Here is a 24980-nt window from a genome sequence, read left to right on the forward strand (position 1 = left end):
ATCGCGGTCACGGCATCGTCGTACCGCATGAAATCGCAAGTCAACGAGCGGAAAGGCCCCTCGTCGTGGCAGCACCGCAGAACTACCTCGCGGTCATCAAGGTCGTCGGCATCGGCGGCGGCGGCGTGAACGCCGTCAACCGAATGATCGAAGAGGGACTCAAGGGCGTCGAGTTCATCGCCATCAACACCGACGCCCAGGCGCTGCTGATGAGTGACGCAGACGTCAAACTGGATGTCGGCCGAGAGCTCACTCGCGGCCTCGGCGCGGGGGCCAACCCCGAGGTCGGGCGCAAGGCCGCCGAGGACCACCGTGAGGAGATCGAAGAGGTCCTCAAGGGCGCCGACATGGTTTTCGTCACCGCGGGGGAGGGTGGCGGCACGGGTACCGGGGGCGCGCCGGTGGTCGCCGGCATCGCTCGCTCCCTGGGCGCCTTGACCATAGGGGTAGTGACCAGACCGTTCAGCTTCGAGGGCCGCAGGCGTGCGTCCCAGGCCGAAGCCGGCATTGAGACGTTGCGCGACGAGGTCGACACCCTCATCGTGATCCCCAACGACCGGCTGCTGTCGATCTCGGATCGGCAGGTGAGCGTGCTCGACGCCTTCAAGGCCGCCGACCAGGTGCTGCTCTCCGGTGTGCAGGGCATAACCGACCTGATCACCACGCCCGGCCTGATCAACCTCGACTTCGCCGACGTGAAGTCGGTGATGTCCGGTGCCGGGTCGGCGTTGATGGGCATCGGTCACGCCAGGGGTGACGACCGGTCGGTCGCCGCGGCCGAGATGGCGGTCTCCAGCCCGCTGCTGGAGGCGAGCATAGACGGCGCCCACGGCGTGCTGCTGTCGATCGCCGGCGGGTCCGACCTGGGCTTGTTCGAGATCAACGAGGCGGCCCAGCTCGTGTCCAACGCGGCGGCCACCGACGCGAACATCATCTTCGGCACGGTCATCGACGACGCGCTCGGCGACGAGGTGCGGGTGACCGTGATCGCGGCCGGCTTCGACGAACCGGCCAAGGAGCAGCCCGCCGCGCCGCCGCTGCCCGCCGCGCGCCCGCAGGCCACCCGGCCCGCGGCCGCCTCGTCCGGCAACGGGCCCGGCGGCTCGGGGGCGACCGCCCCCGTGCGGCCCTCGGTGCCCAGCGCGCCGAGTGTGAAGGCCGAGCCGCGTCAGGAGGCACGACCGGAACCCCGCCCGGAGCCCCGCTACGAGTCACGGCCCGAGCCGCGCGCAGAGCCCCGGGAGCCGTCCGCGCCGGTGCGGCCGTTCGGCGAGCCCGCGCCGCAGCCCGCGGCCGCGGCCGAGGAGCACCCGGCGCCGGTCTCGATCCCTCGCCCGGCGCCGGAGTCTCCGGCCCCGCCGACGCCCATCAGCTCGCGGATGTCGGAGCCCACCAGGCGGCGTCCGGTGGTCTTCGAGGAGCAAGAGGAAGAGCTGGACGTCCCCGACTTCCTGAAGTGACCCCACTCACCAGGGGGCGGATGTCAGCCGTCCCAGGGTGAGGAGCACCATGGTTGCCGCCGGTTTACCTCTGACAACGGAATTGGCGGCGAAGAGTGACGGATCTTACACGGCGAGAGCAGATCGCCGCCGGGCTGGCCGAGGTGGAGGCCCGGATCGCCGGGGCCTGCCGTGCGGCGGGCCGCGGCCGCGAGGAGCTCACCCTCGTCGCGGTGACCAAGACCTACCCGGCCTCCGACGTCCGGATCCTGTCCGGCCTCGGAGTCCGCGACGTCGGCGAGAACCGCGACCAGGAGGCGGCGGCCAAGGCGGCCGAGACGGCCGGGCTTCCGCTGACCTGGCACTTCGTCGGGCAGTTGCAGACGAACAAGGTGCGTTCCGTGCTCGGGTACGCCGACGTGATCCACTCCGTCGACAGGATCCGGCTGGTCACCGCGCTGAGTCGCGAGGCGGACCGCGTGGGCCGGGAGGCGACCTGCCTGGTACAGGTCGCCCTCGACGACGATCCCTCGCGCGGTGGGGCGCGGCCCGGCGAGGTTCCCGCGCTGGCCGACGCGCTGGCCGGGGCCCGGGGACTCCGACTGGGCGGGGTGATGGCGGTGGCCCCGCTGGGCGAGGAGCCGGACAAGGCGTTCGCCAGGCTGCGGGAACTGGCGCAGGCCGTACGGGAGCGGCATCCCGGTGCGGAGATCATCTCGGCCGGTATGAGCGGAGATCTGGCGGCGGCGGTGGCGAACGGCGCGACACACCTGCGGATCGGTACGGCGTTGCTCGGTCGCCGGAAGCCCTTCGTCAGGTAATGTCCACTCAAGTGGGCCTTGGTGTCCACACTCAAGTGGAGGTCGCTCAGCGGTCAGCTCCAGAGGGGGTACGGCTGCCGTCACGGACCTGGAAGGCACGACGGAGGACCAAGTAGCGATGGCCGGCGCGATGCGCAAGATGGCGGTCTACCTCGGTCTCGTGGAGGACGACCGCTACGAGAGGTACGAGAGCTACCCCGACGACGACTACGACGAGTACGACGAGTCGCGCAGGGGCGGCGAGGAGCGTCCTGGGACGCCCGGTGACCGCGAGGAGGAGACCGATCCCGGTCTGCCCGCACAGCGGCCCACGACGGCCGTCATCGAGCGCCGCACCACCGATCTGGCGCGCATAACGACGCTGCACCCGCGAACCTACAACGAGGCGCGGACCATCGGCGAGCACTTCAGGGACGGCACTCCGGTCATCATGAACCTGACCGAGATGGTTGACAGTGACGCGAAGAGGCTGGTCGATTTCGCGGCAGGTCTCGTCTTTGGCCTACACGGAAGCATCGAACGTGTTACCAACAAGGTGTTCCTGTTGTCCCCTGCCAATGTCGAGGTGACCGCCGAGGACAAGGCTCGAATCGCGGAGCGCGGGTTCTTCAACCAGAGTTAGAGTTCCACTATGGACGTACAGGATCGGCCCAGTGGCCCTCGGCGTGGCCGGGGATGGGGATGGTGGCGTACCAGGACGGAGGCAGGACAACGCTGTGGGGATCGTTAGCGAGATCTTGGTAGTTGTCCTGTCGATCTATCTGGTACTGCTCATCGGTAGAATGATCTTCGAGACGGTGCAGGCGTTCGCGCGCCAGTGGCGGCCGACAGGGGCCGTGCTGGTGCTGGCGGAGGCCACATACACGGTCACGGACCCACCTCTCAAGTTCCTCCGCCGTTTCATTCCGCCGCTCCGGTTGGGTACGGTGGCCTTTGACCTAAGCTTCACAGTGCTCTTCATTGTGGTCTTGGTCTTGATCCAACTCGTGTCCGCGCTTCGTTGACGGGTACCGTCCCTCCGGACAAACTCCAAGCGCGCCAAGGAGACCGAAATGCCGCTGACGCCCGCCGATGTGCGGAACAAGCAGTTCAGTACGACCCGGCTGCGGCCGGGGTACGACGAGGAAGAGGTAGACGCCTTCCTTGACGAGGTGGAGGCAGAGCTCGACCGCCTCATCCAGGAGAACGAGGAGCTCCGCGCCAAACTGGCGGAGTGCCTCCGTGGCAAGGTGCCCGGCGGGATGGGCATGAGCATGGCCCCCGCACCGGTCGCCGAGCCCAAGCCTGAGATGATGGCGCCGCAGCCGGAGCCGATGAAGCCGCCGGAGCCGCCGCAGCAGCAGCCGCAGCCCGTCCCCGTGGGCATGGGAATGCCGCCCGCCGAGGACAACATGGACACTGCGGCTCGCGTGCTCGCGCTTGCCCAGCAGACGGCCGACCAGGCCATCTCCGACGCCCGTCGCGAGGCGGACGAGACCGTGACCAGGGCGCGCCGCGAGGCCGACGACATCCTCGGCAAGGCACGCCGCCAGGCCGAGCAGGTCATCGGTGACGCCCGTGCCCGGGCCGAGACGCTGGAGCGCGACGCGCAGGAGCGGCACCGTCAGGCCATGGGCTCGCTGGTGCAGACCCGCGACGAGCTGGAGCGGAAGGTCGAGGAGCTGCGCAGCTTCGAGCGGGAGTACCGCAGCCGCCTGAAGCTCTACCTGGAGGACCAGCTTCACAAGCTGGACGTCTCGGCCGAGGGCAGCGGCGCCTTCCCGGTGGTCGGCGGCCAGATGCCGGGCGGCCCTGCGATGTCCCACGCGGGCAACCAGCAGCAGCTCCCCGGCGCACCCGGCCCCTTCGGCGGCGACCCGTCGCAGCACCAGGCGTTCCAGACGGCTGACGGTCCGCACAACGATCGCAGGTAGGCTCTCGGGTCATCTTCCCTCCTGACCCGCTAGTGGGAGTTTCCCTGTGATCCTTGTCAGCGCCGGTTTCGTGCTCGCAGCGATCGTCTTGCTGATCGCGGGCCTCGTGCTGGCCGAGCCGTTCCTCGTGATGTGGTCGATCGTGGTCAGCGTGCTGTCCGCGGTCTTCCTGCTGATCGCGGTGTTGCTACGCCGACACGAGCTGTTCCCCAGTGGTGGACGAGACCGGACGGAGGCATTGACGCCCCCGTCCGCTCCTCTTCCCCCTCCGCCGATGGGGCCGCCCATGATGGTGCCGCAGACGGCTCAGCAGCGAGCCACGAGCCCCATTCCGCCCCGTGCCCACGCCATGGCCGCGGGAAGGATGCCAGCAGCCCCCAGACCCGGCTCAGGGGTCTCGCCGGACGCGATCGTCCTGGTGATCCCCGGGCGCAAGCGCTACCACGTTCCCGGCTGCCGACAGCTGGCCGGGCGCGATCATGAGGAGCTCACCTACGAGGAGGCACGCGAGGAGGGCTTCACGCCCTGCACCTCCTGCCTGCCCGACGCCGCGCTCGGCGGCGTCCAGACACCCCCCACTTCCGATTCCGACTCGGAGCGCTCGTTCGCCGAACCGACGACCGCCCCCGTCCGCGCGGCCAGGGAAGCCGCCGCAGGCCGCCCCGACCCGGTCCGCCTGGAATCCACGATCTCCCCTGCCCAGGCGCCATCCAGGCCCACCGGACCCGTTCCCGCCGGGCCCCCGGCCGTGGACCCCAGGGCCCCCGCCGTGCCCACACCAGGCCGCCCGAGCCCCGGCACCTCGTGGCCCCTGCCCGTCCCCGGCATCTCCGCCGCCTCCCCGGAGTCCGCTCCCACCGGCCCCGAACGCGCTCCCACCGGTTCCGAGCGCGCTGCCCGTGGTCCAGAGCGGAGCCCCGGCGCCGCGCAGCGCCCCGCCGGTCCCGAACGTCCGGCCAGTGGTCCCGAGAGTGCCGAACGCGTCGCGGGTGGTTCTGAGCCCGCTCCGGCTGGTTCCTCCGGACCGGCGAAACCCGGCACCGATGGTTCAGGCTCGACCGACGGGACTCCGGCATCCGGGTCGGTTCCGTCCCGCGGCCAGGAAAGCGGCCAGAAAAGCGGCCAGAAAGCCCGTGACACGGCGGCATCCCAGGACGCGCCGCCCCCGGGTCGTCCGGCAGTCGAGCAGACCGCACCTTCTTCCGCTGGACCGAAGTCCTCCGGCACCACCGGATCCGGATCAGAAGCCCTGTCATGGTTCAGCCGCCAGGAATCGGATTCCCGTGACGAGGGTCCCGTCGCCAAGTCGGCCACCCCCGGAAGCTCGGACCCCTCCGAGCCGGCCGCCCCCGGAAGCCCGGCCGCCTCCGAGCCGGTGGTCACCGCATCCGGACGCCCCGGGCCGCAGGTCTCCGGCGGCTCCGCTGACGCGATCCCCTCCTCCCCGGCGCGAAAGCCGGACGCCGCCGCCGATCAGGCGGTCCCCGGCTCCTCCGCTGGAACGCCCGCCCGTAAGAAGGACGAGCCGGGCAGGGCCGCGACGGAGGCTGCCGGGCAGGCATCGAATCCTCCCAAGGGCTCCTCTCCGGAGAGGGACGACGCGCCCGATGACCCCGACCCGCTCGACGCGGTCGTGGTCGTGGACGACGGCGGCACCCCCGAGAAGGCCGCACCCGCCCCCGGAAGGGGTTCAGGCCCGGCCACCGGCACGAACGGCACCCCGCCGCGAGAGACGCCCGGCCGCACCCAGTCGTCCGCCGAGGCCCGCAGCGGTGACGACGACGAGGCTGAACGACCGACCCCGGCGCCCGATCGGCAGCAGCGCGAAGCGGCCGATCCCGATCCCAAGGACGCGGCCCGGGGCACCGTGAAGATCATCACAGGCACCCGGCGGTTCCACAGCGCCACCTGCCCGTTGATCCGCGGCATCGATGACAGCGGGCTGGAGACCCTGTCCCGCTCGGCGGCCGAAGCCGGCGGCCTCAGCAGCTGCTCGGTGTGCCGGCACGACCACCAGATCGTCGGCTAGCAGCAGGTGCCCGTCGGCGGCGACCCGGGGTGACCTGGCGTAGCCGCCGGCGCCACCCGCAGGGCATCGCCGTCAGGGCCTGCCGCCGCTACTTCGGCACTGAACCACCGCTGCTCTGCCTGCGCGCTCTGCCTGCGCGCTCTGCCTGCGCGCTCGGCGTGTGCGCCCTGCCTGCGCTCTGCCTGCCTTGGCTTCGCCGCCGCCACCGACCTCGCGGAGTCGGCCGAGTGCGTACGACGACTACGGCGGGCACTCTGACACCGCCCGCCGCCGGGGCGCCGTCGGGAGCGCCTCTGGCGCGTCAGCGAGCGCATCTGGTCCTGCCCACCGGTTGGGGGTACCCGCTGAGCCGGCTCTGATCGCCCGCACCAGGTCACCGGCACCTGGCCGATGTTCCGGGACGGGACCCCGAGCCGATGTTCCGGGACCCCGAGGGGCCCCGGAACGTACGTCGGTCAGGCGGTGGCGCGCTGGAGCTGGAAGGTGAGGTGAAGGTCGGTGTCCTCGTGGGTGGGGAGACCGGGGTGGACGGACTCGGTGAGGGACGTGGCGAGGACCTCGTCGGCGACCGTCCGGCCCTGGGTGCGCAGGGCGCCGGCCAGGTCGGGGTCGGAGGTGGACCACCACACGTCGATCCGGTCGGTGATCGACAGGCCGGTGGACTTGCGGGCGTCCTGGACCAGCCGGATCACCTCGCGGATGAGACCGGCGCGCCGCAGCTCGTCGGTCATCGTCAGGTCGAGGGCCACGGTCTCACCGGTCCCGGTGTCGATCGCCCCGGTCTCCACCGCCCAGCCGGACTTCGGCTGCTCGGTGATGATCACATCATCGGGCCCGAGGTCCACCGTGCCGACCTCGGCGGCCCGCAGGGTGACGGCCTCGCCCGACCGCAGGGCGCGCGCCACGGTGGCGGGGTCGGCGGCGGTGATCGCGGCGGCGACCAGCTTGGTCTGACCGCCGAACCGCTTGCCCAGGGCGCGGAAGTTGGGCTTGACGGTGAAGGAGACCAGGTCGGCGCCGATGCCGGAGAGGTCTTCGAGTGACTGCACGTTCAGCTCGTCGGCGATGAGGTCGCGCAGCTCGCCGGAGAGCGTGGCCCAGCCGGGGGCGCCGACGAGCGCGCGGCCGAGCGGCTGGCGGGTCCTGACGCCCGAGGAGGCGCGAGCGGACCGGCCGAGCTCGACGAGCCGCCGGACCAGGGCCATCTGCTCCGACAGCGCGGGGTTCAGGAGCGCGGCCTCGGCGTCCGGCCAGGTGGTGAGGTGGACCGAGGTGGGGTCGCCGGGGCCGCGCAGCACGTCCCACACGTGGTCGGTGAGGAACGGCGTGACGGGCGCCATCAGCCGGGTCACCGTCTCCAGGCACTCGTACAGCGTGGCGAACGCCGACGTCTCGCCCTCCCAGAACCGGCGCCGGGAACGCCGTACGTACCAGTTGGACAGGTCGTCGAGGAACGCGGCCAGCCGGCGCCCCGCCCGCGCGGTGTCGTACTCCTCCATCGACGCGGTGACCTCGGTGACCGTGCGGTGCAGTTCGGCGAGCGCCCACCGGTCGATCAGCGGCCGTTCCCCGTACGGCGGAGCCTCGGCGAGCATCGCCGGTGACCAGGACTCCGCGTTGGCGTAGAGCACGAAGAAGGAGGCGGTGTTCCAGTAGGTCAGCAGGACCTTCCGGACGATCTCCTCCAGGGCGCCGTGGCCGACCCGGCGGGCGGCCCACGGGGAGCCCGCGCAGGCCATGAACCAGCGCAGGGCGTCGGCTCCGTGCTGCTCCATGAGCGGCATGGGCTTCAGCACGTTGTCCAGGTGCTTGCTCATCTTGCGGCCGTCCTCGGCGAGGATCAGGCCGAGGCACAGCACGTTCTCATAGGAGCTGCGGTCGAAGACCAGGGTGCTGACCGCCATCATCGAGTAGAACCAGCCGCGCGTCTGGTCGGTGGCCTCGCAGATGAACTGGCCGGGGAAGGACGCCTCGAAGACCTCCTTGTTGACGTGCGGCGCGCCCCACTGGGCGAACGGCATCGAGCCCGAGTCGTACCAGGCGTCGATCACGTCGGGGACCCTTCGGGCCTCCTCGCCGCAGGTCGGGCAGTCGAAGGTGACGTCGTCGACGAAGGGGCGGTGCGGGTCGAGCGCGGTCAGGTCGCGGCCCGCGTGCCTGCCCAGCTCGGCGAGCGAGCCCACGCAGGTGACGTGCGACTCGTCGGCCGAGCAGATCCACAGCGGCAGCGGCGTGCCCCAGTATCTGGATCGGGACAGCGCCCAGTCGACGTTGTTGCGCAGCCACTCGCCGTACCGGCCGTTCTTGATCGACTCGGGGAACCAGGAGGTCTTCTCGTTCTCGGCGAGCATCCGGTCCTTGATGGCGGTGGTGCGGATGTACCACGAAGGGAGGGCGTAGTAGAGCAGCGCCGTGTGACAGCGCCAGCAGTGCGGGTAGCTGTGGTCGAAGTGGCCGCCGCGGAACAGCAGGCCGCGCCGGCGGAGGTCCTCGGTGAGGTCCTCGTCGGCGTCCTTGAAGAACTGCCCGCCGACCATGGGCACCTCGGCGAGGAAACGCCCGTCGGGGCCGATCGGGTTCACCACGGGCAGGCCGTACCGCTTGCAGATCGTCAGGTCGTCGGCGCCGAAGGCGGGCGCCTGGTGGACCAGTCCGGTGCCGTCCTCGACGGTGACGTAGTCGGCGAGGACCACGTAGTGCGCGCCCGGGATGTCGACCAGCTCGAAGGGCCGCGTGTAGGTGGTGTGCTCCAGCTCCGTGCCGGGGACGCCGGCGAGCCGCTCGGCGTCCTCACCGAGCACCGCGGCGAGCAGCGGTTCGGCGACGACCAGCACCTCGTCCGAGCCCGCGGGGCGCGCGGCCACGTAGGTCACCTCGGGGTGGACGGCGACGGCCGTGTTGGACACCAGGGTCCAGGGCGTGGTGGTCCAGACGAGCAGGGACGCGCCGAGGTCGGCGAGGGGGCCGGCGGTGATGGGCATCTTGACGTACACCGACGGGCTGGTGATGGTCTCGTAGCCGCCGGGCTGGCCCAGTTCGTGGTCGGACAGGCCGGTGCCGCAGCGCGGGCAGTACGGCGTGATGCGGAAGTCGCGGAACAGCAGTTCCTTGTCCCAGATGTTCTTCAGCGACCACCAGACGGCCTCGACGTAGGAGGCGTCCATGGTGCGGTAGGCCTGGGAGGTGTCCACCCAGTAGCCCATCCGCTCGGTCATCTCCTCGAAGGCGTCCACGTGCCGCAGCACCGACTCGCGGCAGCGGGCGTTGAACTCGGCGATGCCGTACGCCTCGATCTCGGGCTTGCCCGACAGGCCGAGCTCCTTCTCCACGGCGACCTCCACGGGCAGGCCGTGGCAGTCCCAGCCGGCCTTGCGCGGCACGTGGTAGCCGCGCATCGACCGGTAGCGGGGGAAGGCGTCCTTGAACACCCGGGCCTCGACGTGGTGCACGCCGGGCATGCCGTTGGCGGTGGGCGGGCCCTCGTAGAAGATCCAGGAGGGACCGGTGGCGGTCTGCTCGACGGAACGCTCGAAGACCTTCCCGTCCTGCCACTTGGCGAGCACCTCGTGTTCGAGGGCGGGCAGGTCGACCTGAGAGGGGAGCGGGCGGAAATAGGGTGACGACATCGGGTGGACCTCCACGCGAAAGCTCGGCTTACCGTGCGTGGAGGGACGAAGCCGGTCAGGGCTCCGCGGTACCACCCTCCTTGGCCCCCTGCGCGGGTGGCCCACTCTTGGTGCCTGCTGCCGGGTCTAGTCAGCCCGTGGCGGGCCGTTCTTCCGGCGGCTCCGGGGTGATCTTCCTTCCGAGGGCTCGCCCCGGGCTCACACCATCCCCGGGTCGCTCGTGCGAGGGTGCCTGGAGCTACTGTCCCCATCGACGCCTTGCAGTGCGCGCGGGCCGTACTCGCTCCCGCGTTCCACACGATAACGCAAGGTGGGGGGCGCTCGCTTCCCGCTTTCCCGGGTACGGCTATGAGAAGGACGTGCCTGGTTGTTCCTGGAGGGGTAAATGTCCCGGCGAGTCGTTTGCCGTTCTGTTATCGGGCGACCTATGCTCTCGGCACTGTCGACCTGCTTGAGCAGCTAGGAGGCCGGAATGGCCGCAACCGCACGCGCCGGTAAGAGCACGGCCGTCCAGGCGGAGGAAGCCTGGACTGAGGAGGAGTTCGCGGCGGTCCGGAGCCGCCTCGACAAGGAGAACGACGAACTCCGCGCCGACATCGCCAGGTCGGAGTCGCAGATAGCCTCGGGTGACATCACCGACGGGGCGGGCGACGACCAGGCCGACGCCGGCGCCAAGACCTATGAGCGTGAACGCGAAATCGCCCTTACCCTTAACACGCGCGACCTGCTCGCGCAGAACGAGCGAGCGATCGCCCGGATCGACGCGGGGACCTATGGAGTGTGCGAATCGTGTCACAAGCCGATCGGCAAGGAACGGCTGAAAGCCTTTCCGAGGGCGACACTGTGCGTGGCCTGCAAGCAGCGGGAGGAACGCCGCTGAACGAGCGGGAGGACGACGGCGGCGCCGGGCGACCCCCGCTCGGCCCGCCAGAGGACACTGCCTCCACCGGCGGAAACCCTGCCGAGACCCCCGCCGACTCCGCTGCGGGTCCCGCCGACTCCGATTCCGCGCCCGTCGCGGAGGCGCCCCGGGCACGCAGGCTCGGCATCCTGGCGGCGATCGCCGCCGTGATCTACATCCTCGACCTGATCACCAAGGTCCTCGTCGTCGAGTACCTGGAGGGTCGCGAGCCCGTCCAGCTCATCGCCGACGTGCTGCAACTCCGCGTCATCCGCAACTCCGGCGCCGCCTTCAGCATCGGCGCGGGCCTGACGCTGCTGCTCACCCTGATCGCCACCGGCGTGGTGATCGCGATCCTCCGTACGGCACGCAACCTGCGCAGCCTGCCCTGGGCGATCACGCTCGGCCTGCTGCTCGGCGGCGCCTTCGGCAACCTGACCGACCGGATCCTGCGCTCTCCGTCGCCGCTGCAGGGCCATGTGGTCGACTTCGTCCAGGTCTTCCCCGCCACCGGGTTCCCCATCTTCAACGTCGCCGACTCCTCGATCGTCTGCGGCGGCATCCTCGCGGTCTTCCTGGCCTGGCGCGGTTACCAACTCGACGGCACTCGCCAGCACGGAGCGGACAGTTGAGCGACCAGCGCAGCCTCGCCGTCCCCGACGGACTGGAGGGGGAGCGCCTCGACGCGGCCCTCTCCCGGCTGTTCGGCTTCTCCCGTACGCGTGCCGCCGAGCTGATCGTCTCCGGTGACGTCCTGGTCGACGGGGCCTCGGCGGCCAAGTCGGACCGGGTCCACGCGGGCGCCTGGCTGGAGGTCACCCTGCCGCCGCCCGTCTCCGCCCCTCTCCCGGTCGCCGAGCCCGTCCCCGGCATGAAGATCGTGCACGAGGACGCCGACATCGTGGTGATCAACAAGCCGATCGGCGTCGCCGCCCATCCGACCGTCGGCTGGACCGGCCCGACCGTCCTCGGCGGCCTCCTCGGCGCCGGCCACCAGGTGGCCACCAGCGGCGCGGCCGAGCGTCAGGGCATCGTCCACCGCCTCGACGCCAACACCACCGGCGTGATGGTCGTGGCCAAGAGCGAGGTCGCCTACTCCCGGCTCAAGCGGGCGTTCAAGGAGCGGACCGTCGACAAGCGGTACCACGCCCTCGTCCAGGGTCACCCCGATCCGCTGCGCGGCACCGTCGACGCCCCCATCGACCGCCATCCCTCGGGCGACGGCCGCTTCGCCGTGGTCGCCGGCGGCAAGCCGTCGATCACGCACTACGACACGATCGAGGCGTTCCGGGCCGCCTCCCTGCTGGACATCAAGCTCGAAACCGGGCGGACCCATCAGATTCGCGTCCACATGTCCGCCCTCCGCCACCCCTGCGTGGGCGACCTCCTCTACGGCGCCGACCCCACCCTCGCCGCCCGGCTGGGCGTGACCCGGCAGTGGCTGCACGCCGTCTCCCTCGCCTTCGAGCACCCCACCAGCGGCGAACGGGTCTCCTTCAGCACCGACTATCCCCAGGACCTCAGCCAGGCCCTCGACCAGGTGCGACGCGAGTCCTGACACCCGCGTCTCGGGCGGTACGTCCGCCGCCGCCTGTTTCTCCGTGTGCGAAGAACGCGTTACAGCGGTCTTCCGCCGGGGTTGGCGGCGTGGTCAGGCGCCATCGACGGCCGGCCCCGGGGAGATCTCGCCGGGGGCGTCCTCGTCGTCGGACGGCTCCTCCTCGTCGTCCTCGGGGGGCGGGGACTGCTGGTCCTGTGTCGGCTTCTCCGTCGGCTTCGCTGTGGGCTTCTTCGGCTTGTCTTCTTCGTCCTTCGGGGTGCGGGTCGGCTCGTTCCGCGGCTCGTCGCGGTCGGCGGGGCCGTCGGACGTGGCGCTGGGCGTGGGGCTCGGCTGGGTGGGACCGGTCTCCGGTGGGCTGTGCCGTACGTGCTGGTCGGGGGGCGGTGCGGGGGCGTCGGCCGACATGCCGGGGGAGGGCGTGCCGGTGGCGGACGTCTGGACGATCGCCGGTCCGGCGGGCCCGGCGGGCGGGCGCGCGGACAGCCAGGCCATCCCGCCGCTCACCATCCCCACGGTGAGCGTCAGCGCCGTCAGTCCGGCCAGCGCGCCCAGCTTCGCCATGCCTCCGTTCTCCGTGGTCCTGACCTCGGGGGCGACCGGCGGAGCGGCGGCGGGACGGCGGCCGCCCTCGGGCGAGACGGGTTGCGGCGGGAACGGAGTGGGCGGCGGGTCCGGCGGGGAACGTCCGGCGGCGAGCGAGATGGGCGTGGTGTTCTGCGGTGACAAGCCCATCACCAGGGCGTTCAGCCCGGCGGCGGTCTCTTCCGCGGTGAGGCGTTCGGCGGGGTCCTTGCACAGCAGGCCCATGATGATCGGGGTCAGGGCCCCGGCGCGGCTCAGCGGGGCCGGGGCGTCGTGGATGACGGCCGCGAGGGTGGCCAGGGCGTGGCCGCGCTGGAAGGGGGAGCGGCCCTCGACCGCGAGGTAGAGCGTCACCCCGAGCGACCAGAGATCGGAGGCGCGTACGGCGTCGCCGCCCGCCGCGCGTTCCGGGGCGATGAACGCAGGGGTGCCGATCAGGGTGCCGGTGCGGGTCACCGAGGCGTCGTCTTCGAGCGTGGCGATGCCGAAGTCGGTGAGCACCGCACGGCCGTCGTCGGTCAGCAGGACGTTGTCAGGCTTGATGTCGCGGTGCAGCACACCGGCCAGATGGGCGGCCTGCAACGCGGCGAGGATCTGGACGCCGATCCCGGCGGCCTCGGCGGGGGAGAGCGGGCCATCCTCCCGCAGGGCGGCTCCCAGCGACCTGGAGGGGACGAGCTGCATCGCGATCCACGGATGCCCTCGTTCCTCCAGCACGTCGTAGACGGCGGCGACCCCCGGGTGGCTGACCCGGCCCGCGGCTCTGGCCTCGCGGAACGTGCGTATGTTGAAGATCTCCCGCTCCGGCCCCGCCATCTCGGGCGGCGGAGTGATCTCCTTGATCGCGATGTCCCGGCCGAGGACCTCGTCGTGGGCGCGCCAGACGGTGCCCATGCCGCCGCGGCCGATGGGTTCGAGCAACCGGTAGCGCCCGCCGACGACGTGGCCGGGCCCTTCAGAATCGGACATGACGGACGAGCTACCCAAGAAGCAGTCCGACATTCAGTGATTTATCCGGATCTGGTGCCGGGATTTGGACGGTGATGGCTTGGCAGGTGCGCGGCCGGCCGTACGGCAGCCGGACGAGCCGTCGTCGACCGCCCTACTGCTGGAGGCGGCGGTCGACGGCGGCCCGGACGGTCACTTCGCCGGTTTGAAGGTGTCGGAGAAGCCGTTGAAGAAGCGCAGATCGTCCTTCCACGTGTCGGCCAGGGTGTGCCAGTAGATCGCGTAACCCATGCCGCCGTCGGTCACGAACCCGCGGTTGATCACTCGCGCCTTGCCCGAACTCATCCGCCAGGTGAACTCCCAGTCGGCGGCGGACTTCATGTAGTCGACCTTCTCGATCTTGACGCGCTTGTATCCGGGGAAGTTCGGCCTGGACGCGCCTTCCTGCACGTACCAGTCCTTCAACGGATCCGGCCCCGGGTTCGCCGTCTGGTCGATCAGCAGATAACTGGCCGCCGTCGCCCCCGGGCCCCTGAACCACACCGAACCCCCGGCCCGCTTCGACACCTTCCACCCCTTCGGCAGCCCGATGGCGAACCCGTTGTCGTCCTTGTGCAGCCGCCACCCCTCGGGCAGCGCTCCGGCGGGTTCCGCCGTCTTCGGATCGTCCTTCTCGCCCTTCTCCTCCGTCTTCGGATCCGTCTTCTGGCCGGTTCCGGGGTCGGTCGGGGACTTTCCGTCGTTCTCCGAAGCTCCGCCGGGGTCACCGGAGTTCCCCGGCTCCGTCGCCTCGCTGGTGGCCTCCGGCATCCCGTCCGGTGAGGTCTCCGACGCGCTGCGCATGCCCAGCCACCAGGCGACCCCGGCCACCACCAGTACGGCGATCACCACCACGGGCAACGCCTTCCGGATCGACGGCATCCCCGGCCATCGATCCCAGGCTCGCTCGGGCAGCACCATCCCATCCGGCTCCGCGTCGTGCCGGTCGGCGCCGAAGAACCCCGACTGCCGGGACACGGCCTCCTGCATGATCGTGGCGGTGGGCCGGGAGACGGGCCGCTCCGCCCGCTGCCGCACGGCAGGCGGTTCAGCCCGTTGCCCGCCACCGGGCCGCTCGGCCTGCTGCCGTACGGCGGACGGCTCGGTCGGCCGCCGCGAGGTGCGGCCGGGCCCCTGGCCGCCGGAGGCATCCGGTTCCCAGCCCATCGGGAGCCTCGGCTGCTCCCGCCGTACGTCGTCGCGGGCCTTGAGCCGCGCGGGATTCTGGAGTTGCGCGGTCGGCCGCTCGGGTTCGACCTCTCCAGACGCCCCCACGGCGGTCCGCCCGGCGCCGGGTCGTCCGGCTGCGGGCTTGTCCTGCTCGGCCCGCACGCTCGCGTCTGCGGGCCCTGCGGCGTGCTCTCTCACCCCGGCTCGTCCGGCCGCGTGCTCGTACGGGTCGCGCCGGGTGGAGGTGAGCCCCGGCTTGGGCTGCCCGGTCTGGGGCCTGGCCGGCCGGCCAGGGACGTGACCGGGTACGGGGGCGCCGTCCGCGTCGTCCGCGGGCGTCTCCTGCGTGGGCTCCTGCGTGGGTTTCGGCGGGGTCTTCGGCGCTTCGGTCGCGGCTGACGGGGACGTGGCCGACCGGAGGGCGGGCGGCTCGGTCGCCTCCGGTGCCGTGTCGGTGGCGCCCTTCTTCGTGGGGCCGTCGCTGACGAGTGTGCCCGTGCCGACGATGGACGCGTCCATGCGGAGAGCCGGTGCGTCCAGGTCGGGATCGGTCGCGTTCTGGCCGAAGTCGGGAAGGTCCAGTTCGGTCGAGTCCGGGTCCCGGCTCGGCTCGTCCAGGTCCGGATTCGTCGTGTCGGGCTCGGGGGTGTCCGGGGTCTGCGCAGGGGTGGCCGCCGACCCGGTCGCCGTCTTGGTCGTTCCGGAGCCGCCCGTATCCGCCGCGTCCGATGGTCCCGGGGGCCGGTCGCCGGCTGCGGAGGCGTCCTCGTCCGATCGGGATCCGGTCTTCTTCGCGGAGGTGGACGCGACGTCCGGTGCGGCATCGGCCTTTCCGAGGTCCGCTTCGGGGGCGTTCTCGGCGGCTTCCGCGTCGGCCGTGGGCGCCGCCTCGGATCGCGACTCCGCTGCGAGGTCCGTCCCGGTTCCCGGTTCGGACCGCGTCTCTCCCGTCTGGGGTCGTGCTTTCCCGCCGGTTCCCGGCTCGGCGTCCGTCGCCGCCGGCCGGGGTCGCGGGGTGGGGCCGGTCCTCGCCGGGGCCGCGGTCCCGTCCTCGGACTCCGCGGCGGTGCCGGGGGCCGGGGAGGACCCGGTCGTGGCCGTCGCGGCGTCCTCCACCGCGGCCTCGTGATCCTCGCCCGCCACCGGAGCGCCGTCCGGTCGCGGAGCCTCGCCGCCCCCGGGTACGGCGGCGGCGGCCTGGGCGAGTTTGCCGGTCGGCTCGTCGCCGGCGGGGTCCGGCCCCGCGGCCGCCTCGTCCGCGGGCTTCTGCTGCGCCGCCTTGCGGGTCCTGGCCTTGGCGGTGGTCGTCTTACGGCCGGCGGGCGCGCCGGCTGGGGCCGGGGAGGCCGCGTCGCCGGTCTCGGGCGTGGCCGCCTCGGCGGAGGCGGCCGGCTTGCGGCCCTTCGTCTTGGCCGTCGAGCCGGTGGCCGGTTTGGCCTTGTTGCCGGCAGCGGTTTTGGCCGTGCTGCCGGTGGTGGTCTTGGCCGTCTTGGCCGAGGTGCCGGCAGCCGTCTTCGGGGTGCTTCCGGTGGCCGTCTTGGCGGTGCTTCCGGTGGCGGGCTCGGCCGTGGTCCCGGTCGCCGGTTCTGAAGTCGTCCCGGTGGCTGGTTCGGCCGGGGTGTCCGTCGGCGGAGTGGCCGGGGACTCGGTCGTGCTCTCTTCGGCGGTGGCTGCCTTGCCGCCCGTGGCGGCGGGGGACGTCCGGCCGCTCTGCGCCGTGCGGGAGGCGGCCGGCTCGGCGTCGCCGGACGTGTCCGACGGGGCGGCCTCGCCGTCGCCGGACGTGCGCGCCGTGGCCTTCGGTGCGGCCGGCTTGCGGGTCCTGGACTTGGCCGGGGGACCGGTCGCGCCGGACGTGGACTTGGCCGCGTCGGGCGTTTCGGGGTCACCGGCGGCGGCTGGTACCGCGTCCCCGGCGGTGGGGGTCTCGGGGTCACCGGGCGCGGATGAGCCGGGCGGGGTCCTGTCGTCCCCGGAGACGGAGGGCGCCGTCTTCGCGGGGGCGGCCGGCTTGCGGGCCTTCGGCTTGGCCGTGCTCTTGGCCGCAGGGGCCGCCGAGGTCCCCGTCGCGGGTTCGGGGGTGGCGGCTTCGGGCGGGACGGGATTCTGACGGGTCGCCTGCGGGGCCGGATCCGGAGGTGTCTCCCGCTCCCCGGGCTCGGCGCGCGTCGCGGACGGTCGCCGGGCCGGGGCGGCGACGGGCTTGACCGGCTGCTCGGCGGGGGCGGGCGGGCCGTCGGACCCGGTGCTACCGGCCGCCGACTCGTCGGCGCCACGTGCGGGGAGGTCGGGCTTGGGCCAGTCGCCCTTCGGCGCGGCCTGCCCGAAAGCTCCCACGCTGCTCGGCGCGGCCTGCTCGAAAGCTCCCGCGCTGCGCGCCGGCTGGGCGTACGGCGGGCGGCGGTGGGGACCCTGGGCGGGCTGGCCGGTCGAGGGCGGCTCGGCGGACGGCTCCGGGCCGGAGGTCTTCGGGGCGATCTGGTCCAAGGCCGCCGGTTCGGGCAGGTCCCGCCGGGGAGTCGCCTGCGCGGGCCGTACGGGCTCGGGGGTGGCCGGCGGGGCCTTCGGCGTCGCGGGGCCGGGTGTCTGCCTTTGGGGCGCCGGTCGCGGCCTCTCGCGCGCCGGGGGAGCGGCCGCGGATGGAGCGATGCGGGTGGGGGCCGGTGCCGCCGGTTCGGGGTTGACGGGCGGCGCTACCCGGGTGGGGTCGACCGGCGGCGCGATCTGGGTGGGGTTCGGGACTTCCCAGATGAGCGTGGCGTTCGGGGGCTCCTGGTCGAGGGCCGGGCTGGGAACCGGGCGGATCGGGGCGGGGCGTGGGGGCTGCCGGACGGGGGGCGCCGGTCGCGGCGGCCTGGCCGCCGGGGACGCGGGCCGTGGCGGTTCCCGGTCCGCGGGCCGCGGGGAGCCCGGCGGGCGGGCGGGACGCGGCGGGACGGGAACACCCGGGGAGGGCGCCGCGCCGGGCCGAGGGCCGGCCGGGGTCACGGGACGGGCGGCGGAGACGGCGGGCCAGGGACGGGTGGGGGAGCCGCCTTCCAGGACACGGCTGAGCATCCGGCTGGCCTCGTCGTGGGTGAGGCGCTGCACGGGCTCCTTCAACAACAGCCCTTCGATCACCGGAAGGAGGGGGCCGGCGTGGGGAGCGGGGTCCGGCGGGTCGGTGAGGACCGAGTGCATGGTGGCCATCGCGGCGCCCCGGTCGTGGGGCGGGCGGCCCTCGACCGCCGCGTAGAGAGTGGCGCCCAGCGACCACAGGTCGGACTCGCGTCGCGCGGGACGGCCCTGGAGCCGTTCGGGGGCGATGAAGGCGGGCGTGCCGGCCAGGCCGGTCATGGTCAGCGAGGTCTCGGCCTCCAGCGTGGCGATGCCGAAGTCGGTGAGCACCACCCTGCCGTCGTCGGCCAGCAGAACGTTCTCCGGCTTCACGTCGCGGTGCAGCACCCCCGCGCGGTGCGCGCTGCGCAGCGCGTCGACGACCTCCAGCCCGATCTTGGCGACCTGGCGCGGGGGCAGTGGCCCGTCCTCGCGGATCACCTGGCCGAGGGACCGCGACGGGACGAGTTGCATGACGATCCAGGGGCGGCCGTCCTCCTCGATCACGTCGTGGACGACGACGACGTTGGGGTGGCTCAGCCGCGCCGCGGCTCGTGCCTCCCGCAGTGTGCGCCGGTTGAGCTGTTGTACCTCGTCACCCAGCACGCTGGCGTAGCGCACCTCCTTGACGGCCACCTGGCGATCAAGCAGATCGTCGTGGGCGGCCCACACCACACCCATGCCGCCGCGCCCGATCGCTTCGACCAGATGGTAACGCCCGGCGACCACTCGTCCGCTGTGCTGCTGCCCGTCCGACATCACCGACTTCGAACCCCCTCTCAAGGCGAGAAATCCTCCCATAGCGGGGGATTGGGAGCGACCGGATGCGAGAGCCGGGCTCCTCGATCTCTCCTAACGTCGTCCGCCGACGATCTCGTCCCCCGGCCGTCCACACCCCGGGCACGAGTCCGCATGGTGAGAACGATCATCCACAGAGTGGCGTACGGCAGGACGATGGCCTAAGGTCAGGAGCATGACTCGCTATTTCTCCTTTATCGAGCCGGCTCCGGGAGGGCCGGTCGCACCAGCGTGATCTAGCGACCATCCGGAGCCGGCCAGAGGCAGAGACATCCCAGTCTCTGCCCTTTTGTTTTCCCGAGATCAGCGTGTCGTCCGACGCGCGTTTCGACGCCGGCTCGTGGATTGGCGACCGGCTGACCATCAGGAGCCGAGATGTCATCTGCCGCACAGATGTCCCGTGAGGCGAAAGCCGTACACCTGGGGGCGACGGCGCTGGGAGCGGGGCCCGCCGTGGTGATCGGTGGTGGGCCGGAGGCCGAGCCGGACGCGCGCTGGATCACCCTGCGCACGCAGGGCGGGGGACGTGAGGCCCGCGAGGCGATCGAGGAGGCCCGGTCCGACTGGCCGGGGGCGTTGCTGGTGGAGCCGTTCCGGGTGGCGGATCTGCGGTGGATCGGAGAGCACGCCGACGGTGTGGTCGTGGGCGGGGCGTGGCTCCGGGACGTCCGGCTCGTGCGGGAGGCGGCGACGCTCGGGTTGCCGGTGGTCGTGCAGCGGGGTTCCGCGGCGACGCTCGTGGAGTGGCTGGCGATCGCCGGGCAGTGCGTGGCGGAGGGCAACGATCAGGTGGTGCTGTGCGAGACCGCCGGCCGTGCCCACGGGGTGGATCTCGCGCTGATGCGCGAGGCGCGGACGCGTTCGGGGCGGCCGGTGCTGGTCGCGCTCGGCGACGACGCCGGGCTGGCCGCCGCCGCGATCGCCGCGGGAGCCGACGGGCTGCTGCTCGCGCCCGAGGCGGACGCGGAGGTCGTGCGGGCGGCGATGGAGGCGGCGACCATCGTCGGCGCGGTGGTGCGCGGGGAGATCCCCGACTCGGTGACCGCGGCGAGGGCGGCCATCGACCGGGTGGACGCCGTGCTGGCCACGATGCTGGAGCGCCGCGCCGAGCTGGCGGGCGTGATCCAGCGGCTCAAGCCGGTCGGCGGGTTCGCGGGCCGCGACATGGAGCGCGAGCGCCGGGTCGTGGCGGCCATGGCGCGCCGCGCGCCGCGCCTGGGAGAGGTACGGCTGGCGCCGGTCGTGAACGCCGTCATCGAGGCGGGGCTCCACCTGGCGGAGGAGGAGCGAGGGCAGCGAGACCAACGCCCGGGCAGGTGACGGGTACCTGGCGGGCTGGTGGCGGGAGTAGCTGACGGGCAGGCGGCGCGCACGGACGGGTACATAGCGGGCGGCAGGGCGGCCGGGTAGCTGACGGGCAGGCGGCGCGCACTGGACGGGTCCCTGGCGGTAATCGCCCCCCGGAGGCCGCAGGGGCTCTCGTGCGTCCGTTTCCGCGAGGAGATCCAGGGACTCTAGGCGCGGCGGGGCGGGTGGTCGTCGTGGGCGTTCGCGAGGAGCCCGTCGACGAAGGCGCGAAGCCCCTGTGCGTAGGTGTCCCGGGCGGCCAGGGCGGGCCAGCGGTCGGCGAGGGCCGCCAGGTGCGGAAACCGCGCCGGGTCGAGCTTGCTGAGCAGGGTGTCGCGGTGCGAGGGGCGGTCGAGTTCGCCGCGCCGGCGAGCGGCGTTGGCCCTGACGAGGATCTCGCCCACCGTGTAGTACCAGATGGCGCGGTAGAGGTCGGCGGCCTGTTCGGTGGTGCATCCGCAGTCGACGGCCCCCGCCACGATCGTCTCGACCATCCACATGGCCGCCTCGCCGGCGCGGTCGTCGGCGGTGAGGATCTCGGTGATCCACGGCCAGGCGGCCAGCGAGTCGTGGATGGCGCGGGCGGCCGTGATGATGCGCTCCCGGGGATCGGCGGGTAGCGGGGGGCGCGGTATCTGGTCGGCGTAGTCGTTCAGCAGCTGCGTCAGCAGGTCTTCCTTGTCGCGCACATGGTGGTACAGCGTCGTCGGAGCGGTGCCGGCCTCCGCCGCCAACCGCCGCATCGTCAGCTTCTGCCACCCGTCGCGATCGATCAGCAGCCGCGCCGCGGCCATGATCTGCATTCGGGAGGTCCGCGGCGGACGACCGGTGCGACCGGATGGTGAGACGGATTGCGGCATCACTCCATCATGCTGCCTCCCGTCATCCGGGGCGAACCCGATGACCCGGGACCCGTGTATCGACGGCCGAGCGCCGCCCGTGCTACTTTCCGTACACGTTCGGAAAGTAGGCGAAAGGGTTGATCTGAGGCAGGGACGACGGGCTGGTGAGCACCCACGATCGGCCGGCCGCGCCGTACGGCTGAGCTCGACGCCCCGGGAGTCCGGGATCGCCTGATCCGTCGGCCGGGAGAGAGAAGCGAGGCGATGAGGCCCGTGCGTGCTCGTTCAAGTAAGACTCTGAAAGCGAATGAGGAGCTTCTATGACGAAAGACTCGGGGGCTGGCACCCGGCCCATCCTGCTGATCTGCCTGGCCGTGTTCGGGCTCATGACCGGCCAGCAGATGGTCAACCCGATCCTCGCTCCGCTCGCCCGCGAACTCGGGCTCAGCGAGCTGCACCTGGGCATCGTGATGACCGTCGGGGCATCGGGCGTCGTGCTGGCCAGCCCGTTCTGGGGACGGCGCAGCATGTCGTGGGGGCATCGGCCGGTGCTTCTCCTGTCGCTCGCCGGAGCCACCATCGGTCTTGCCGCGTTCGCGGTCATCGCCCAGATCGGTCTCACCGGCGTGCTCGCCGTACCACTGCTCTTCGGGCTGATCCTGCTCAGCCGCAGCGTGGTGTTCGGGCTCGCGTGGGCCGCCACCCCGGTCACCGCCCAGTCCTACGTCGCCGACATGACCTCCGGTGAAGGCGAGCGGGTCCGGGGCATGTCCATGGTGGGCGCGGCCCAGGGGCTGGGCATGGCCCTCGGCCCGGCCCTCGGCGGAGTGCTGGTCTTCGGCGGCCTGCTGGTTCCCCTTTACGCGGCTCCGATCCTGATCGCCGTCATCGCGGTCCTGGTCTGGGCCGGTCTGCCGCGACCGGACGCCCACCGGACCCGGCCGGCGACGGCCGAGGTCAGCCCCTTCGACCCCCGCATGTGGCCCTTCCTCGCCGCCGGGTTCGGCATGTTCCTCTCCTTCGGCATCGTCATGATGACGATCGGATTCCTGCTGCAGGACCGGTTGCACCTCACCGCGCAGCAGACGGGCCAGACGACCGGCCTGGTCATGCTGGCCGGCGCGGGGATGATGATGCTCGTGCAGGCGGCCGTCGTCCCGCGCCTGGGCTGGTCACCGGTGCGCCTGATCCGGGTGGGAGCGATCGTCATGACCCTCGGCATGGTCATCATGATGATCTCCACGAACACCCCGCTGTTCGCGGCGGGGCTGGCGGTGCTCGGGACCGGGATGGGGTTCGGCCTGCCGGGGTTCATGTCCGCTCCGACCCTCCTCGTCACCAGGGAGGAACAGGGCGCGGTGGCCGGGCTGGTCGGCTCGAGCAACGCCCTCACCTTCATGTTCGGCCCCCTGGTGGGCACCGCCCTGTACGAGCTGGCGCCGATCGCCCCCTATGTTCTCGGCACGATCGTCCTCGCCGGGCTGGTGGTCTTCGTTCTCCTTCACCCCGGAGTGCGCCAGAGGCCGGTCGAGGCGCCGGCGACCACGGGGGAGGTCGAGGAGGTCCTCGGCACGGCAGGCCCGGGAGTGTGAGCCCCGGGGCGGCGGCGCATCAGTGCCACCGCCACGACCGCCGCGGGAACAGATCCCGGTGCCACGACCGCCAGTGCTTGCGCCACTTCGCCCACCCGAGGTGCCTGCGGGCCTCCGCCTGCGCCCGGCGCTCGCGCCTCTCGGCCTTGCGCTCCGCCTCCTCCGCCTCCTTCAGGCCGGGTGTGTGGCCGCCGCCGAAGCGGCTCATGTCAGGCCCTCTGAACCGCCTGGGCGGGGTGTCACGCAGCGCGCCGGTCATCGACGAGATCCAGATGGGACCGGGCAGCGAGGCGCCCTGCACGCTGCCGAAGTACCGGCCGCCGATCGTCACGTCGCGCAGCGGATAACGGTAGGAGCCACGGATGTCGCCGACGCTCACGGCGGAGGCCAGGTCGGGCGTGTAACCGGCGAACCAGGCCGAGGTGTAGCCGTTGTTGGTGCCGGTCTTGCCCGCCACCGGGCGGCCGATGCTCTGGCCGCGCATCGTGCCCTCGGCGAAGACGCCCTGAAGCACGTGGTTGACCGCGTCGGCGACCTCGGGATCCAGCGCCTGGGTGCAGGCCGGCGGGATCGACGCCCTGCTGCCGTCCTTGCCGGTGATCTCGGTGATCGCGAGCGGACGGCAGTGCCGCCCCCTGGCCCCGAACGTGGCGAAGGCCGCCGCCATGGTCAGCGGGTCCATCTCGTTGACCCCGAGGGTGAACGTCGGCACCTCGCGCAGCGCCGTGCCGTCCGCCCTGGCGACGCCGACCTTGCGAGCGGTCCGCACCACGTCGCACAGGCCGACCCGCCGCTCCAGCATCATGTAGAAGATGTTCACCGACTTCCAGGTGCCGGTGGACAGGCTGTGCGGGCCGCCGGCGCCCTCGCCGCTCGCGTTGTAGATCACGGTGTTCGGGTCGTTGACCCGGTTGCCCCGGCAGTCGCGGTAGCCGTCGGCGGCCACGAAACTGCCGGGAGTCTGGAAGCCCTGGTCGAACCGCCATCCCTCGCTCAACGCCGTGGCCAGGGTGAACGCCTTGAACGTGGAGCCCGCCTGCAGGCCCTGGCCGCCTCCGTGCGCGGCGTCGGCGGGCAGGTTGTAGGTGGTGCGCGGGCCGTTGCGCCGGCCCCCGTCGTTGCGCCCGTACCTCTTGCTCGCCGCCAGCGCCCGGATCTTGCCCGTGCCGGGTTCGACCATCGCCTCGGCCGCCACCTGGGAGTCGGCGGCGTTCACCCGGGAGGAGATGGCCTGCTCCGCCGCCCGCTGCGCCACCGGGTCCAAGGTGGTCATCAGGGTGAGCCCGCCACGCGTCAGGCGGCGTTGCCGCTCGGCCCTGGTGTCGCCGAAGACCGGATTGGCGAGCATCTCTTTCTGGACATAGAGGCAGAAGAACGGCGAGGCGCTCTCGTAGCAACCGCCCGGTTCCGGCCGGAGCCTGATCGCCAGCGGGGTCCGCTTGGCGGCGGCGGCCTGCGCGGCCGTGATCGCGCTCACCTCGACCATCCGGTCGAGGACCAGGTCGCGCCGTTCCAGCAACCGCTGCCTGCGCTGCCTGCCCAGCGCGGGATCCGTCGCGTACGGCGTGCGGACCGCGCCGGCGAGCGTGGCCGCCTGGGAGAGGTTGAGCCGGGAGGCGGACGTGGAGAAGAAACGGCGAGCCGCCGCCTCCACCCCGAACGCCCCCGCGCCGAAATAGTTGATGTTGAGATAGCGCTCCAGGATCTCGTCCTTGGAGTACTTCCGCTCCATGGCCAGCGCGTACCTCAGCTCGCTGATCTTGCGCCTGAGGTTGGGGGCCCGCGCGCGGTCGCGTTCCGCCTCGCTCTCGGCGTTCTCGACCAGGATGTTCTTCACTAGCTGCTGAGTGAGCGAGGAGCCGCCCTGACGGATGCCGCCCGCCTGGGTGTTCGTGATGAGCGCCCGCAGGGTTCCTTTGATGTCCAGCCCGGCGTGCTCGTAGAACCTGGCGTCCTCGATCGCCACGATGGCCTTGCGCATCACGGGGGCGACCTTGTCCAGGGAGACCTCGGTCCGGTTCTGGAAGTAGAACTGCGCGAACTGCCTGCCGTACCTGTCGAGCAGGCGGGTGTGCTCGGCCAGCGGGTTCTCCCGCGGCGCGGGCGGCAGGTCGGTGAACGTGCCGGCCACGCCCATCGCGCCGAGACCCGCGCCGCCCACCACCGGCAGGCAGAGCAGCCCTGCCAGCAGCCCGCCGAGCGCGCCCGCCATCCCCAGACCGGCCACGCCGGCCCGCACGCTTCGCTGCCTCTGCCGCGGGACTCTCACACGAAGA

The 24980-nt window shown here is 72.1% G+C and carries 16 protein-coding genes; 11 read left to right on the forward strand and 5 right to left on the reverse strand.

All coding sequences use genetic code 11. The annotated features are described in order from the left end of the window. The first annotated feature begins 65 nt into the window (after window positions 1-65). The 6 genes from ftsZ (at window position 66) to MBA17_RS04000 (ending at window position 6202) form a co-directional block, all read left to right on the forward strand. A complete protein-coding gene (gene ftsZ / locus MBA17_RS03975; RefSeq protein WP_238494838.1) occupies window positions 66-1460 on the forward strand; it encodes a cell division protein FtsZ in 1395 nt (464 codons plus the stop codon). 95 nt (window positions 1461-1555) lie between these two features. Next, complete coding sequence (locus MBA17_RS03980; RefSeq protein ID WP_238494839.1) at window positions 1556-2260, forward strand: YggS family pyridoxal phosphate-dependent enzyme; 705 nt, start codon at window positions 1556-1558, stop codon at window positions 2258-2260. Window positions 2261-2378: 118 nt separating this feature from the next. Beyond that, window positions 2379-2882: a cell division protein SepF gene (locus MBA17_RS03985; protein ID WP_238494840.1), complete on the forward strand. Its 504-nt coding sequence runs from the start codon at window positions 2379-2381 to the stop codon at window positions 2880-2882. Between the two features lie 94 nt (window positions 2883-2976). Next, complete coding sequence (locus MBA17_RS03990; protein ID WP_238495038.1) at window positions 2977-3264, forward strand: YggT family protein; 288 nt, start codon at window positions 2977-2979, stop codon at window positions 3262-3264. Window positions 3265-3312: 48 nt separating this feature from the next. Continuing rightward, on the forward strand, window positions 3313-4173 hold the full coding sequence (locus tag MBA17_RS03995; protein ID WP_238494841.1) for a DivIVA domain-containing protein: 861 nt from the start codon (window positions 3313-3315) through the stop codon (window positions 4171-4173). Window positions 4174-4219: 46 nt separating this feature from the next. Next, window positions 4220-6202 carry a hypothetical protein gene (locus MBA17_RS04000; RefSeq protein WP_238494842.1) on the forward strand — a complete coding sequence of 661 codons (1983 nt, stop codon included), beginning with the start codon at window positions 4220-4222 and terminating at the stop codon, window positions 6200-6202. A 455-nt stretch (window positions 6203-6657) separates the two neighbouring features. Here MBA17_RS04000 and ileS read toward each other — a convergent pair whose 3' ends face one another. After that, entirely contained in the window at window positions 6658-9828 is a 3171-nt protein-coding gene (gene ileS / locus MBA17_RS04005; RefSeq protein ID WP_238494843.1) for an isoleucine--tRNA ligase, read from the reverse strand. Window positions 9829-10300: 472 nt separating this feature from the next. On the opposite strand from ileS, the gene MBA17_RS04010 reads away from it, so the two are divergent. Genes MBA17_RS04010 through MBA17_RS04020 form a run of 3 tightly spaced genes read left to right on the forward strand, consistent with a single transcriptional unit; the run spans window position 10301 to window position 12287 of the window. Continuing rightward, window positions 10301-10708, forward strand: a complete 408-nt coding sequence (locus MBA17_RS04010; protein WP_238494844.1) for a TraR/DksA family transcriptional regulator — start codon at window positions 10301-10303, stop codon at window positions 10706-10708. Then, on the forward strand, window positions 10672-11361 hold the full coding sequence (gene lspA, locus MBA17_RS04015) for a signal peptidase II (protein ID WP_238494845.1): 690 nt from the start codon (window positions 10672-10674) through the stop codon (window positions 11359-11361). The genes MBA17_RS04010 and lspA overlap by 37 nt, the downstream gene beginning before the upstream one ends. Continuing rightward, window positions 11358-12287: an RluA family pseudouridine synthase gene (locus MBA17_RS04020; RefSeq protein WP_238494846.1), complete on the forward strand. Its 930-nt coding sequence runs from the start codon at window positions 11358-11360 to the stop codon at window positions 12285-12287. The genes lspA and MBA17_RS04020 overlap by 4 nt, the downstream gene beginning before the upstream one ends. Window positions 12288-12380: 93 nt before the next feature. Here MBA17_RS04020 and MBA17_RS49155 read toward each other — a convergent pair whose 3' ends face one another. Further along, entirely contained in the window at window positions 12381-13841 is a 1461-nt protein-coding gene (locus MBA17_RS49155; RefSeq protein ID WP_274384790.1) for a serine/threonine-protein kinase, read from the reverse strand. 171 nt (window positions 13842-14012) lie between these two features. Then, window positions 14013-18908 (reverse strand): serine/threonine-protein kinase, encoded by a 4896-nt coding sequence (locus MBA17_RS04030; protein WP_238494847.1) that lies wholly within the window; start codon window positions 18906-18908, stop codon window positions 14013-14015. A 390-nt stretch (window positions 18909-19298) separates the two neighbouring features. On the opposite strand from MBA17_RS04030, the gene MBA17_RS50215 reads away from it, so the two are divergent. Next, complete coding sequence (locus MBA17_RS50215) at window positions 19299-20243, forward strand: chorismate mutase (protein ID WP_455432685.1); 945 nt, start codon at window positions 19299-19301, stop codon at window positions 20241-20243. Between the two features lie 194 nt (window positions 20244-20437). Here MBA17_RS50215 and MBA17_RS04040 read toward each other — a convergent pair whose 3' ends face one another. Continuing rightward, window positions 20438-21073, reverse strand: a complete 636-nt coding sequence (locus MBA17_RS04040) for a TetR/AcrR family transcriptional regulator (protein WP_238494848.1) — start codon at window positions 21071-21073, stop codon at window positions 20438-20440. 359 nt (window positions 21074-21432) lie between these two features. Here MBA17_RS04040 and MBA17_RS04045 point away from each other — a divergent pair, with 359 nt between their 5' ends. Continuing rightward, window positions 21433-22704, forward strand: a complete 1272-nt coding sequence (locus MBA17_RS04045) for an MFS transporter (protein ID WP_238494849.1) — start codon at window positions 21433-21435, stop codon at window positions 22702-22704. Between the two features lie 19 nt (window positions 22705-22723). On the opposite strand, the gene MBA17_RS04050 is transcribed toward MBA17_RS04045, so the two are convergent. Continuing rightward, a complete protein-coding gene (locus tag MBA17_RS04050) occupies window positions 22724-24943 on the reverse strand; it encodes a transglycosylase domain-containing protein (RefSeq protein WP_238494850.1) in 2220 nt (739 codons plus the stop codon). Between the last annotated feature and the right edge of the window lie 37 nt (window positions 24944-24980).

This window comes from Dolomitihabitans soli (genome assembly GCF_022213955.1).
In the GTDB taxonomy this organism is placed as follows: domain Bacteria; phylum Actinomycetota; class Actinomycetes; order Streptosporangiales; family Streptosporangiaceae; genus Streptosporangium_A; species Streptosporangium_A soli.

What these genes read in the sequence shown, in the direction of transcription:
- MBA17_RS03985 (WP_238494840.1), top strand. Translation starts at nt 2,379, where the DNA reads ATGGCCGGCGCGATGCGCAAGATGGCGGTCTACCTCGGTCTCGTGGAG.
- MBA17_RS03995 (WP_238494841.1), top strand. Translation starts at nt 3,313, where the DNA reads ATGCCGCTGACGCCCGCCGATGTGCGGAACAAGCAGTTCAGTACGACC.
- ileS (WP_238494843.1), bottom strand. Translation starts at nt 9,828, where the DNA reads ATGTCGTCACCCTATTTCCGCCCGCTCCCCTCTCAGGTCGACCTGCCC.
- MBA17_RS04010 (WP_238494844.1), top strand. Translation starts at nt 10,301, where the DNA reads ATGGCCGCAACCGCACGCGCCGGTAAGAGCACGGCCGTCCAGGCGGAG.
- MBA17_RS49155 (WP_274384790.1), bottom strand. Translation starts at nt 13,841, where the DNA reads ATGTCCGATTCTGAAGGGCCCGGCCACGTCGTCGGCGGGCGCTACCGG.
- MBA17_RS50215 (WP_455432685.1), top strand. Translation starts at nt 19,299, where the DNA reads ATGTCATCTGCCGCACAGATGTCCCGTGAGGCGAAAGCCGTACACCTG.
- MBA17_RS04040 (WP_238494848.1), bottom strand. Translation starts at nt 21,073, where the DNA reads ATGCAGATCATGGCCGCGGCGCGGCTGCTGATCGATCGCGACGGGTGG.
- MBA17_RS04045 (WP_238494849.1), top strand. Translation starts at nt 21,433, where the DNA reads ATGACGAAAGACTCGGGGGCTGGCACCCGGCCCATCCTGCTGATCTGC.